The sequence below is a fragment of the Paraburkholderia sp. SEWSISQ10-3 4 genome (genome assembly GCF_030464785.1).
GTDB lineage: Bacteria > Pseudomonadota > Gammaproteobacteria > Burkholderiales > Burkholderiaceae > Paraburkholderia > Paraburkholderia aspalathi.
On the sequence record NZ_JALPRI010000015.1, the window covers coordinates 131,114 to 143,679 of the forward strand.

11 protein-coding genes, 2 tRNA genes and 1 pseudogene are annotated in these 12,566 nt (G+C 63.6%); 11 read left to right on the plus strand and 3 right to left on the minus strand.

The genetic code is table 11. From position 1 onward, the window contains the following. Positions 1–25: 25 nt before the first annotated feature. Entirely contained in the window at positions 26–1,222 is a 1,197-nt protein-coding gene (pncB, locus tag M0D68_RS24855) for a nicotinate phosphoribosyltransferase (protein ID WP_093640533.1), read from the minus strand. A 280-nt stretch (positions 1,223–1,502) separates the two neighbouring features. Between pncB and fdxA the strand changes: the two genes are divergently transcribed. The 8 genes and pseudogenes from fdxA to M0D68_RS24895 all read left to right on the plus strand — a co-directional run bounded on the left by fdxA (position 1,503) and on the right by M0D68_RS24895 (position 6,186). After that, complete coding sequence (gene fdxA / locus M0D68_RS24860; RefSeq protein WP_054036179.1) at positions 1,503–1,826, plus strand: ferredoxin FdxA; 324 nt, start codon at positions 1,503–1,505, stop codon at positions 1,824–1,826. 116 nt (positions 1,827–1,942) lie between these two features. After that, positions 1,943–2,018: transfer RNA gene (locus M0D68_RS24865), tRNA-Asn, on the plus strand. A 62-nt stretch (positions 2,019–2,080) separates the two neighbouring features. Further along, positions 2,081–2,156: transfer RNA gene (locus M0D68_RS24870), tRNA-Asn, on the plus strand. A 242-nt stretch (positions 2,157–2,398) separates the two neighbouring features. Next, complete coding sequence (locus M0D68_RS24875) at positions 2,399–2,875, plus strand: CreA family protein (protein ID WP_093640536.1); 477 nt, start codon at positions 2,399–2,401, stop codon at positions 2,873–2,875. Positions 2,876–2,992: 117 nt separating this feature from the next. Then, positions 2,993–3,820: an AraC family transcriptional regulator gene (locus M0D68_RS24880; RefSeq protein ID WP_093640538.1), complete on the plus strand. Its 828-nt coding sequence runs from the start codon at positions 2,993–2,995 to the stop codon at positions 3,818–3,820. 96 nt (positions 3,821–3,916) lie between these two features. Beyond that, positions 3,917–4,630, plus strand: a pseudogene (locus M0D68_RS24885) (AzlC family ABC transporter permease); the annotation flags it as partial. A 122-nt stretch (positions 4,631–4,752) separates the two neighbouring features. Next, entirely contained in the window at positions 4,753–5,076 is a 324-nt protein-coding gene (locus M0D68_RS24890) for an AzlD domain-containing protein (protein WP_200618359.1), read from the plus strand. A 342-nt stretch (positions 5,077–5,418) separates the two neighbouring features. Beyond that, positions 5,419–6,186, plus strand: a complete 768-nt coding sequence (locus M0D68_RS24895) for a DUF4088 family protein (protein WP_093640544.1) — start codon at positions 5,419–5,421, stop codon at positions 6,184–6,186. Between the two features lie 8 nt (positions 6,187–6,194). Here the strand turns inward: M0D68_RS24895 and M0D68_RS24900 are convergent, their stop codons facing one another. Together M0D68_RS24900 and M0D68_RS24905 are read right to left on the minus strand one after the other, a co-directional pair. Continuing rightward, the gene (locus M0D68_RS24900; protein ID WP_200618358.1) at positions 6,195–8,405 is read right to left on the minus strand and encodes an ATP-dependent helicase; all 2,211 of its coding nucleotides are present in this window, start codon (positions 8,403–8,405) and stop codon (positions 6,195–6,197) included. Positions 8,406–8,595: 190 nt separating this feature from the next. After that, positions 8,596–9,051, minus strand: a complete 456-nt coding sequence (locus M0D68_RS24905) for a hypothetical protein (protein ID WP_200621410.1) — start codon at positions 9,049–9,051, stop codon at positions 8,596–8,598. A gap of 323 nt (positions 9,052–9,374) precedes the next feature. Here M0D68_RS24905 and M0D68_RS24910 point away from each other — a divergent pair, with 323 nt between their 5' ends. From M0D68_RS24910 to M0D68_RS24920, 3 genes are all read left to right on the plus strand, one after another. Beyond that, on the plus strand, positions 9,375–9,593 hold the full coding sequence (locus M0D68_RS24910; protein WP_200621409.1) for an RNA-binding S4 domain-containing protein: 219 nt from the start codon (positions 9,375–9,377) through the stop codon (positions 9,591–9,593). Positions 9,594–9,838: 245 nt separating this feature from the next. Further along, entirely contained in the window at positions 9,839–11,251 is a 1,413-nt protein-coding gene (locus M0D68_RS24915; protein ID WP_093640550.1) for an MATE family efflux transporter, read from the plus strand. 314 nt (positions 11,252–11,565) lie between these two features. Continuing rightward, positions 11,566–12,525, plus strand: coding sequence for a bile acid:sodium symporter family protein (locus M0D68_RS24920; RefSeq protein WP_200621408.1), 960 nt, complete (start codon positions 11,566–11,568; stop codon positions 12,523–12,525). The last annotated feature ends 41 nt before the right edge of the window (positions 12,526–12,566 follow it).

The following is a 12,566-nucleotide window of genomic DNA, read 5'->3' on the forward strand; positions in this document are numbered from 1 at the left end:
GCACACGCGCCGCGCAGACGCCACCTTACTTCGCCGCGTCTTCCTCGGGTTGCGCAATGCCAAACACCTGACGCAGATACGCGAGATAGGCCTTGTCGTCGCACATGTTCTTGCCCGGCGAATCCGACAGCTTCGCCACCGGCTGACCGTTGCAGCGAACCATCTTGATGACGATCTGCAAGGGGTTGTAGCCCAGGTCGTTTGTCAGATTCGTTCCTACGCCGAATGCCAGCTTGCAGCGGCCGCGGAAACGCTCGTACAGTTGCAGCACCTTCGGAATGTCGAGTGCGTCGGAGAACACGAGGATCTTCGTGCGCGGGTCGCAGCGGTTCGCCTCGTAGTGCTTGAGCAAGCGCTCGCCCCAGTCGAACGGGTCGCCGGAATCGTGGCGCGCGCCGTCGAACAGCTTGCAGAAGTACATGTCGAAGTCGCGCAGGAAGGCTTCCATGCCGTACACGTCCGACAGTGCGATACCCAGGTCGCCGCGATACTCCTTCGCCCACATCTCGAAGCCGAAGATCTGCGAATCGCGCAGCCGCGGACCGAGCGCCTGACACGCCTGCAGGTATTCATGCGCCATCGTGCCGAGCGGCGTGAGGCTGTGCTTCATCGCGTAAAAGACATTGCTGGTGCCGGCGAATTGTTCGCCGAGGCCGTCTTTCAGCGTGAGAATCACTTCTTCGTGCCATTGCTTCGAGAAGCGGCGGCGCGTGCCGTAGTCGGCAATCTTGCAGTCGGCGAATTCCGGGCGGGCGCCGAGCAGCTTGATCTTCTCGACGAGACGGCCGCGCCCTTCACTGTAGTCAGGCTTCTGCTGGGTGTTGCGGAAGTAGACTTCGTTGACGATCGCGAGCATCGGGATCTCGAACAGGATCGTGTGCAGCCACGGCCCCTTGATCTCGATGTCGATTTCACCATTGCCCTTCGGCGAGGGGGAAATCGAAATGTATTTCTCGTTCAGATGGAACAGGGCGAGAAACTCGATGAAGTCGCCCTTGATGAAGCGCATGCGCCGCAGGTAGTCGAGCTCGTCGTCGGTGAAGCGCAGATCGCAGAGCTTGCGCACTTCGTCGCGAATCTCGCTGATATACGGCACGAGGTCGACATTCGGCGTGCGGCAGCGAAACCGGTACTCGACATTCGCCGCGGGAAAGTGATGCAACACCACTTGCATCATCGTGAACTTGTACAGATCGGTGTCGAGCAGCGAAGTAATAATCATGATGGTGCGAACTGGACTGCAGGAAAAACGGAAGGCTTGGCTCGACCAACCGCGTCAACCCATGCGCGTGCGGCGCGCCCCGTGCGCGCCAACCTGACGCATGTTACCCGAATGCATCCGGATTCAGCGCGTCGGCGGGCGGCGCTCGCCGGACGCCATAAACTAATCACAAAAACGTATAAAAGCCGTTGCCCGATGCTGCATGCGGCTCTTGACGTTACGTTACAATAGCGCTTTTGGCGTTTCGCCTCCCCTGATTCCGCATGCAGGAGCTGCCTGAATGACTCACGTTGTGACCGAAAGCTGCATCAAGTGCCGCTATACCGACTGCGTCGATGTGTGCCCGGTGGACTGCTTTCGCGAAGGTCCCAACTTCCTCGCGATCGACCCCGATGAATGCATCGACTGCGCCGTGTGCGTGGCCGAATGCCCGGTGAACGCCATTTATGCCGAAGAAGACGTGCCGGGCGACCAGCAGCACTTCACCGAGCTGAATGCCGATCTCGCGAAGAACTGGCCGAGCATCACCAAGACCAAAGCGCCGCTGCCGGAAGCCGACGAATTCAAGGACGTGAAGGAAAAGCTGGCCCTGCTCGTACGCTGAGCGGCGCCGCGCCCGCCCCTGCCGTTGCATTCGGACCAAATCGAGATGAATGCAGGGTATTGACAGGCGCCTAGTCACCTCCTACAATTTCGCTTCTCTGCTGTTTGTTGTTCTGTTCCTCGATAGCTCAGTCGGTAGAGCGCCGGACTGTTAATCCGTAGGTCCCTGGTTCGAGCCCAGGTCGAGGAGCCAAGAATTGCAAAAGCCCGTTAACCAATACGGGCTTTTTTATGTAGATCAAGTTGTACTGCTGTTCCTCGATAGCTCAGTCGGTAGAGCGCCGGACTGTTAATCCGTAGGTCCCTGGTTCGAGCCCAGGTCGAGGAGCCAAAAATTTGAAAGGCCCGCATTCGTGCGGGCCTTTTTGTTTTGGTCTGGCCTTTTGGTCTGCCCTATTTCAATGCCGGATCCGGTGGCTTGAATCGAGGGGCGACGTGGTCGGCTCCGGCCGGAAGATAGCGCATGACCTGGCGCATTTGCACTGACCCTCTGGCGGCCACACCGTTATACGATGGTGCTTTATCGGCGCGGATCTCTCGCGCCCAACCCAAGCACTCATTCCCGGCCCTCCCATGAAACCCACCGTGATGCGCCTTGCGCTTGCAGCCGCCACAGCCCTTTCCATCCCACTCGTTCACAGCGAAGAAGTCGCCAGCGTCAATACCAACTTCCGCATTACCGGCTCCGACCGCGTGGTCGTCGAGGCTTATGACGATCCGCTCGTCCAGGGCGTGACCTGCTATGTCTCGCGGGCACGCACGGGCGGCGTCAAGGGCACGCTCGGCATCGCCGAAGATCCGACCGAAGCATCGATCGCTTGCCGGCAAGTGGGAGCGATTCATTTCACCGGCCCCGTGAAGCAGCAATCCGATGTGTTCTCGGTCAGCATGTCGCTGATTTTCAAATCGCTGCATGTGGTGCGAGTGGTCGACGCGAAGCGCAACACGCTGGTGTACATGACGTACAGCGATCGTGTAGTCAGCGGCAGCGCGAAAAACAGCGTGAGCGCCGTGCCGATGCCGGCCGGCACGACGATTCCTGTCAAGTAATCGCCGCCCCGCGGCCACGCTCACTACGCAAGAACGTACACGCATGCGTGACCGCAACGGCCGCGGCGCGCTACACTGACCGGTCATGCCGGACCGAAGGATCGCCAGACTTTCACCATGACCGCCCATCGTTTCCAGGATTCCGCCCGCTACTGGCGCACGCCGCTTTTGCCCGGCGCGGATCTGCTCACGGCGGAATATCACGATCACGAGTTCTCGCCGCATTGGCACGATGCGTACACGATTCCCGTGATCGTCGCCGGCGCCGAGGGCTATCGGTATCTCGGCTCGGACTATGTCGCCGAAGCAGGCAGCGTGCCGATCATCAATCCCGGCGAATTGCACACGGGCTCCAAGGCTGTCGAGGCGGGCTGGCGCTATCGCGTGATGTATGCGCCGGTGGATTTCATTCACGAGCTTGCCAACGACGTTGCCGGCAAGCCGCAAGCATTGCCGTGGTTCGCGCCGGGCGTCATCCGCGATCCCGATCTGGCGCAGCGTCTGGCACGCGCTCACTGCCTGCTGGAGGCCGGCGACGATCCGCTCGCCGCCGAGGCCGCGATGCTCGACGCGCTATCCACCTTGCTGGTCCGCTACGCGCAAACGCAGCCGGAAGCGTGGCGCCTCGCCGCCGACGACGCCCGCGTCGCGACAATGCAGGAGCGCCTGACCGGCGACCTCGCCGAAGCTGTCACGTTAGCCGAGGTCGCACGGGCAGCAGGACTCTCGCCCTTCCACGCCGCGCGCCTTTTCACGCAGACCACCGGATTGCCGCCCCACGCATGGCGCAACCAGGTGCGCTTGCAGCGCGCGCTCGCGCCATTGCGAGCGGGCGTTTCCGTAACGGATGTCGCCGCGGCGAGCGGTTTCACGGATCAAAGCCATTTCACGCGCCATTTCCGCCGCATGTTCGGCGTGCCGCCGGGGCGCTGGCAAGGCAACTGACGCACGCTTCGCCCCCATCTACCGCAAGACCACCGCAAGAACGTACAAGCCCCGTCTGCCACCAGTCGCTATGCTTCCCGAATCAAGGAGGCAAGATTGACCCATTCCAACCTAGGCCAGCCCTCAAGCGCAGGCCACTTAAAAGAATTCACCGCCGGCGCGCGCGACATCATCCCGATGATGGTCGGCGCAGCGCCCTTCGGCGTGATCTTCGGCACCCTGGTCGCATCCGGCCCGTTGCATCTATGGCACGGACAGTTGATGTCGCTCGTCGTGTTCGCCGGTTCGGCGCAATTCATCGCGCTGGGCCTGATCGCCGGCCACGCGAGTTTTGCGGTGATCTGGGCGACCACGCTCGTCGTCAACCTGCGTCACGTGCTGTATAGCGCGACGCTCGCGCCACACGTAGCGCACCTGCCCTCTCGCTGGCGCTGGGCGCTCGGCGCGCTGCTCACCGACGAAGTCTTCGCGGTCGCGTGGGAGCATTACCGGCATCGGGAGCCCGGCACGGTCGGCCCGCACTACTTCTTTGGCGCGGGTCTGGCCATGTACCTGAACTGGCAGCTCTGGACCGTCGCCGGCCTGCTGTTCGGCGCGGCCTTTCCGGGCCTGCAGTCGCTCGGGCTCGATTTCGCGATGGTCGCCACGTTCATCGCGATCGTCGTGCCGCAGCTCGTTGCAGTGCGCTATATCGCGGCGGCCGCGACCGCGGGCACGCTGGCTTTCTTCTGGCAGGCGTGGCCGTACAAGCTCGGCCTGCTCGGCGCCGTGTTCGCGGGCGTCGCCATCGGTGTCCTGCTGTCGGCGCCGCGCTTTGGGCGAGGCGCGCGGGGCAATCCCGAATCCTCGCGAGCAGCGTCGCGTGAAAGCCCACAGGGCCCCCGCCGGGACACCCCGAGGAAAACCTCGAAGGAAACCATGGAGGCATCGCGATGAACTACGTCGTTCTGATCCTCGGCATGGCCGCCATTACGTGGGTGATCCGCGCCGCGGTCTTCGTGCTCGGCGACCGGCTGGTGTTTCCGCCGCTCGTGCGCACCGCGCTCGGCTTCGTGCCCGTTACCGTACTGACGGCGATCATCGTCCCGATGGCGGTCTCGCCGCACGGTGCCGACGCCGAACTGACCTGGCGCAATCCGCAACTGGTCGGGGCGCTGGCCGCCATCGTCGTCAGCGCGCTGACGCGGCGACCGCTCCTAACTATCGCGGTCGGCCTGGCAGTCTTTTTTGTCTGGCAAGGCGTTGTGCTTAAATAGGCGCAGCTCATAGCACTGCTCGAGGCCGACATCCCGTGCAAACGGCGCCCACGTTGCCCATAGACGCCAAGCGCGGCGGCCTCGCCACAGGGCGCTGCCCGCCGCGCGCCACCCTCGCAGGCGACGCATCCCTCTAAAGCCGTCGCCAACGCCCCCCACACCCTTAAGTTTTCCCTGAATCCGCCGATATGAAGTCGAGGTCCGCTCATCGGGATACGTCCCGCTGGTTACGCGGCAACAGGCAGGATTCAACCGCGCCAGCACGGGCGTCGCGTCTCACGGGGTTAGTGCGCGAACCGCCGACATGACAATGCAGCGCGGCAGGACCAAACGGGATAACACATGGGTCAAATCACCCTCACGCTCAAAGACGAGACCATTGCGACGCTGCGCAAGGACTTCGACGCTTTTCTGCGGGTTTCGCTGAAGCTCGATCCGCAGTTCGCGACGCCGTCGTTTGAGGATTTTTTGCGCGCTAAGCTGCTCGACAACATGGTGCCGCTAACCGAACACGCGGTTCAGCGGATGTTGCAGGGTGGCCAGTACGCATGGGCAAAACGCACACTGGACAAGGAATTCCCGGACGTCGTCGCGATTCTGATGAGGCAGGCGGGAGAATTCGGTTTCGGCTTTGCGGCCCGCTCGGAATGGACGCCGGAAGAGCTCACCAAGCAGTGCCGCGACTGGGCGGCGGCCATCGTCAAGGAAGCGGAAGGCGACGCAGTGCTGATCGATCCGCTCGCGGCGCAGATCAAGAGCGCCGCGCAGGACATTCAGGCGCTCGAGGAAGTCATGCAGACGCCGGCCTGGCGTCTGGTGGAATCGCTGCGTCAGCGCGTCTACGAAGCGAAAGTGGCCTGCGAAACAAGCGTGGGCAGCACGGCGCGCGAAAAGCTCGGCGAACTGCGCGGACTCCTGCGCCTCGGCATTTCGCACGGCTCGTTCCAGAAACAGGAAGCGCAGCAGATCATGGAATATCTGCGTCTGCTGAAGCCGGAAATCTTCGTCGAAGAACCGTATGACGTGTTCTCACGCCTCGCCGCCTGGCTACGCAATTTCTTTGTGCCGCCGCGTCCGGCGCCGCAACAGCAACAACGGCAGTCGCGGTAAAGGCAGGTTCAGTCCCACATCTTTCTGAGCTTCGCGCCGATCTCGATCTTCGCCTGCGCCGCCGCGGCCAGTCCCGCCGCTGTCGGCGCGCTCGGCACGGGCACGCGCGGCCAGGCGTAGGCGTCGAACAAAGGCATCAGATGCGCCGGAATGAAGCGCGTGCGCGACGCCCACACATGACGGTCACCCATATGCGTCTGGTTGTGCACGTAAAAGCGCTGCGGCACGACGATATGCAGGTCTTCCTTCGCGCGCGTCATCGCTACGTATAACAGGCGGCGTTCCTCGTCGATTTCCTCTTCGCTGCCCGTGCCGAGATCGGACGGAATGCAACCGTCGACGCCATTCAGCACGAACACGTTGCGCCACTCCTGACCTTTCGCCGAATGGATCGTGGACAGGATCAGGTAGTCCTCGTCGATCAAAGGCACGCCCGATTCGTCACTGGTGGCGTCGGGCGGATCGAGCGTCAGCTCGGTCAGGAAGCGTTCGCGCGACGCATAGGTGCCCGCGATGCTTTCCATCTGCAGCACGTCCGCATGACGGATCGCTGCGTCCTCATGGTTGCGCTCGAGATGCGGCTCGTACCAGCGCCGCACCATTTCGAACTCGCCCGGCCACGGCGTCTGCCTCCCGTACACGCTCGACATCAGCTTGACGAACGGATGCCAGTCCTCCTGCGCGCGAGCGGGCGGAGCAAAGGCGGCCAGCGCGCCACCGGCGCTGTGGGTGAAATCGGCCGGATCGCTGTCACGCGCCCGCGCCACAACCTCGTCCAACACCTTCGCAGCGGTGGCAGGACCAATGCCCGGCAGCAATTGCACGACGCGAAAACCCGCAACACGGTCGCGCGGATTCTCCGCCCAGCGCAGCACAGCGAGCACATCCTTGACGTGCACCGAATCGAGAAACTTCAGGCCGCCGAACTTCACGAACGGAATGTTGCGCCGGGTCAGTTCGATTTCGAGCGCGGCGCTGTGATGCGCGGCGCGAAACAGCACCGCCTGTGACTTGAGCTTCATGCCCTGCTCGCGCGCTTCGAGCACCTGTTCGACGATATAGCGCGCCTGATCCGCTTCGTCGGCAACCGTCACCAGACGCGGGCGCTGCGCCGACGCTTTGTCGGTCCACAGATTCTTCGTATAGCGCTCGCTGGCGAGCTCGATCACCGCGTTCGACGCCGCCAGAATCGGCCCGGTTGAGCGGTAATTGCGCTCAAGCGTGATCTGCCTCGCGGGCGGATTGAAGTGCGCCGGGAAGTCGAGAATATTGCGCACGGTCGCGCCGCGAAACGAATAGATCGACTGGGCGTCGTCGCCGACCACGGTCAGGCCGCGGCCGTCGGGTTTCAGCGCGAGCAGGATCGACGCCTGCAGGCGGTTGGTGTCCTGATACTCGTCGACCAGCACGTGATCGAAGCGCGCCGACAGATCGGCCGCGATCGCCGGCTCCGCGGCCATATGCGACCAGTAGAGCAGCAAATCGTCGTAATCGAGCACGCTCTGCTTCTGCTTGGCTTCGACGTACGCGGCGAACAGCATACGCAAATCGGCTTCCCACTCGCGGCACCAGGGAAAGGCGCTGTTGAGCACGTCGGCAAGCGACGCGCCGGTATTCACCACGCGCGAGTAGATTGCAAAGCAGGTGCCCTTGGCCGGAAAGCGCCGCTCTTTCGCCGACAAACCGAGCTCGTGGCGCACGAGATTCATCAGGTCGGCGGAATCCTCGCGGTCGTTAATCGTGAAGGCGGGCGCGAGGCCGATCAGGTCCGCGTATTCGCGCAAAAGCCGCGCGCCGACGCTATGGAAGGTCCCGGACCAGGTCAGCCCTTGCGCCAGCGCAGCCCGCGTACCGAGCGCCGCTCCGGCGATGCGCGTGACACGGCGGGTCATTTCGAGCGCGGCGCGGCGTGAGAAGGTCAACAGCAGAATACGGCGCGGATCGGCGCCCTTCACCACCAGATTGGCGACCCGGTGCGCCAGCGTGTTGGTCTTGCCGGAGCCGGCCCCCGCGATCACCAGCAGCGCGCCCGGCGGCGCGTCAGGGCTGTCTGCGCCATATTCGACGGCTTCGCGTTGCGCGTGGTTGAGCTTGGCCAGCCAGGCGGCGGTATCGTTATCTGTACCGGAAGCAGACGGAGGCGAAGATTCAGCGACGGAGAGCACAGTGGATTCGGGTCTGAGGTGGAATTGACGCGGCGACGCATACTGTATATCCATACAAGTATCGGAGACAAGCGACCCTTTTTTCCGTACCGCATCCCAAAAGAAATGGCCCGGACGCATACGCGCTCCGGGCCATTTCATTGCCAAGACACAGCGAGACGTTGACGACGCCCCGCGGCAAGGCTGGTTGAGGCAGCGGCTAAGCTTGTCGCCGCGCCTTGTGGTTCATCAGAACAACTCAGGCTTAGTGCTTCACGTCGGCGCCGTTGTCCTGATCGGACGCCTGGCCTTGCATGTTCATCTTCATTTCGTTGTTGGCTGTTTGCTTGTCAGCCTTCTGGTTGATTTTGGCGTCGCGCACCTGCTGCTTGTACTGCGACTTGGCAGCCTTTTGCTGTTGCGCCAACTCCGCCTTGGATGCCTTCTTCGACGCCTTGTATTCGGCGTTAGCCTGCGCGTTGGCGTCGCGCTTCTGGACCAGCGGATCGGTCGAGCCCGATGCCGTCAGACGCGTCGGCGCCGGCGTCACCGGCTGCACACCTTGCGCGGCCGGAGCCGCAGGCGCGACGTCGGCGCCTTGGGTTTGGACCTGTGCCTGGCCGTTCACACCGGCGGCCGGTTGCGCGGTCTGCGCGAACGCCGCGGTGGCAGCAAAAGCAGTCAGGGCGGTACCGATCAGGAGCGTACGAATCTGAGTCATGGCTAAATCCTCTCTAAGGTTGTTGTGACGCGAGCGCCGTATCCGGTGCAGCACATTGACGTGTGCTTCATGCCATGCGCACCTCGCCCGGTCTATTCGTTGCCGGGAAAAATCCAGCAAGCTTTCCTACAGACCCGCACTTTACGAGTGAAGTTCGTAATAGACGACCGGTGTTACGGAACGTTTCATTTTCTGACAACTACATAACATCTGCTTGCAATCGCCCGAAAACGCTCCGGCAGTACACGGACTACACGCCGACTATTCATTAGGGCAAGCTTGTGGCTTATGATGCGAACCCTTTGCTTGAAGGCGCAAACGCCATGCCCAACCTTGATTTCACACTGACCGGCGACTACGTCGAACTGCACAGTCTCCTGAAGATAACGGGGCTTGCGGACAGCGGCGGGTCGGCAAAAATGATGGTCGCGGACGGCGCGGTGACCGTCGACGGCCGGGTCGAAACGCGTAAAACCTGCAAAATCCGCGCGGGCCAGGTCGTGCTGCTGGGCGATACGCGCATCGCGGTGCACGAGGCCTGACGCGCCGAGTCCGAGAACTCGGGGGACCGCGCGCACCAAAATCGTGCCCATTCCATCGACATCCCCGCGCCTAAGCAATAAGCTGTCAGTTTCGACAGACAAACAATCGGCTGACAGCCGCCCTACGCTCCGGTGAGCCCGCGCATTTCGCCGCATCGCTGCCTCACCGGCAGCACGCACGCCCCGCGAATCGGCCGGGCTGCGCCCTCCGCCACGCTGTCGCCCCTTCCGCTTCCAAGCGCTCCATGACTCAATCCGGCTTCACCCGGGTGGCCGCCCGGCCGCCGACCCTGACCCGCCACGCCGCCGACACCGCCCGGCTCGCCGCGCCGCTCGCCATCGCGCAACTTTCGCAAATGGCGATGGGCGTCACCGACACGATCCTGCTCGGCTCGCTCGGCCCCGACGCGCTCGCCGCCGGCGGCCTCGGCGCCAATCTGTTCTTCGTTGTGGTGACGCTGCTGCAGGGCGTGCTTACCTCCGTCAGCGTCAGCGTGTCGCATGCGCGCGGCGCGCAGGACGAAGGCCGCGTGCCGCATATCTACTGGACCGGCTTTGTGCTGTCGGTGCTGCTGTCGGTGCCCGCGTTCTTCCTGCTGTCGTTCGCCACGCCGATCCTGCTGGCCTTCGGCGAACCCGCGCTGCTCGCGCACAACGTCGGCGAATACGCGGCGGTGCTGCGTTGGGGCTCGCTCGGCAGCCTGATCGGCGTCGGCCTGATGCGCTCGTTCCTGCCGGCTATCGGCGCGGCCAAGCGGCTCCTGTGGGTGTCGCTCATCAGTGTGTTCGTCAACGGCTTTCTCAACTACGGGCTGATTCACGGCGTCTACGGACTGCCTCGCCTCGGTTTCCTCGGGTCGGCGGCGGCCACCTCGATCACCGTCTGGCTGAGCGCGCTCGTGCTGATGGCCCTGTTGCATCTGCGGCCACGCTATAAGCATTTCGTCGTCGCGACGCGGCCGAACGTGCCGTTGATGGGCGAGCTGTTCGGCATCGGCTGGCCGGTTGCGATCACCTATGGCGTCGAATCGACGCTGTTCCTCGCCACCGGCCTGATGGTCGGCCTGCTCGGCGAATCGCAACTGGCCGCGCATCAGATCGCCTTGAACGTCGCCTCGGTGGCCTTCATGGTGCCGCTCGCGATCGGTCAGGCAGCCAATGTGCGGGTCGGCTACTGGTCCGGCGCAGGACAGCCGCTCGCCGCGCGCCACGCGGGCTTCGTCGCGCTCGCGCTCGGCGTCGGCTTCATGACGCTGTCGGGCATCGTGCTGATCGCCGCGCCGCACTGGATCGTCGGCTTGTACCTGCATCTCGACGACCCGGCCAACGCCGCCACCGTCACGCTGGCGAGTTCGCTGCTCGGCGTGGCGGCGATCTTTCAGATCGTCGACGGCATGCAGACGGTCGGTTCAGGTTGCCTGCGCGGTCTGAAGGACACGCGCGTGCCGATGATCGCCGCGACGTTCGGCTACTGGGTCATCGGCTTTCCGACCGGTTACGTGATGGCATTTCACTTCGGGCTGGGTGCGCGCGGTTTGTGGTGGGGACTCGCAGCCGGCCTCGCGAGCGTCGCACTGCTGATGACACTGCGCTTTCACAAACTGAGCTTGCGGCGCGTGCCGGTTATGCCGGGCACGCCGCCTGCCCCTTCGGCCTGAAGTCACCTGAAGTCACCTGAGGTGAGCCTGCGGTCGGCCTTAACCCGGCATGTCGCGGATGGTTGCGCCCGCAACCATCGTTTCCCGGCAAACACGCCGCGAACGGTAAAATGCGCGCTCTGGCAAAACCGCGCGCACCCGCGCGATGCCACGCGCGCGCCTCACGAAGGCCCGCGCCGCCTGGCGGCCCGACACCCGCCGCCAGCATCCGCCGCTCCTCGCGAGCGGCGCCCCGAGCATGCACCGCGCCTCGCGCCATGCCACCCGACCGACCGCCGAATCTCGCTACAAAACATAACAAAGGACCACCCGTCATGCTTGCCCGCGTCACCCGTTTATTTCCGCTCTGGGCCGTGCTCGTTTCGATTGCCGCATACTTCTCGCCCGCCTCGTTCACCGGTATTGCGCCGCACGTCACCACCCTCCTGACGATCATCATGCTGGCCATGGGCGTCACGCTCTCGGTGGCCGATTTCCAGCGCGTCTTCACACGACCCGCGCCGGTCGTTGCCGGCATCGTGCTGCATTACCTCGTGATGCCGCTCGCCGCGTGGGTCATCGCCAAGGCACTGCGCATGCCGCCAGATCTGACCGCCGGCATGGTACTGGTAGGCAGCGTGGCAAGCGGCACGGCGTCGAACGTGATGATCTATCTGGCGCGCGGCGACGTGGCGCTATCGGTGACGATCAGCGCGTTGTCGACGCTGGTCGGCGTATTCGCGACGCCGCTGCTCACGCGTCTTTATGTGGATGCATCGATTGCCGTCGACGTGCACGGCATGCTGATGAGCATCCTGCAGATCGTCGCGCTGCCGATCGTGGTCGGCCTCATCGTCAATCAGTTGTTCAACAAGGCGGTGCGCAAGATCGAACCGATCTTGCCGCTGATTTCGATGGTCGCAATCGTACTGATCATCGGCGCGGTGGTGGGCGGCACGCAGAAGAGCATCGCATCGGTGGGCCTCGTGGTCATGCTGGGCGTGGTGCTGCACAACGGTATCGGTTTGCTCGGCGGCTATTGGGGCGGCCGTCTGCTCGGCTTCGACGAAGCCGTCTGCCGCACGCTCGCTATCGAAGTGGGTATGCAGAACTCGGGACTCGCGGCAACACTCGGCAAGCTGTATTTCACGCCGATCGCGGCGTTGCCGGGCGCGTTGTTTTCGGTGTGGCATAACCTGTCCGGCTCGCTGCTCGCGGGGCATTGGGCAGGACGTCCCGCGAAAGGATCGACGCATCCGGATGGCGAGCGCGCCTTGAACGTCGAACGCGGATAACCACGAACCTGCGACGCGCGTCGTAGCCACACGGAAGATCG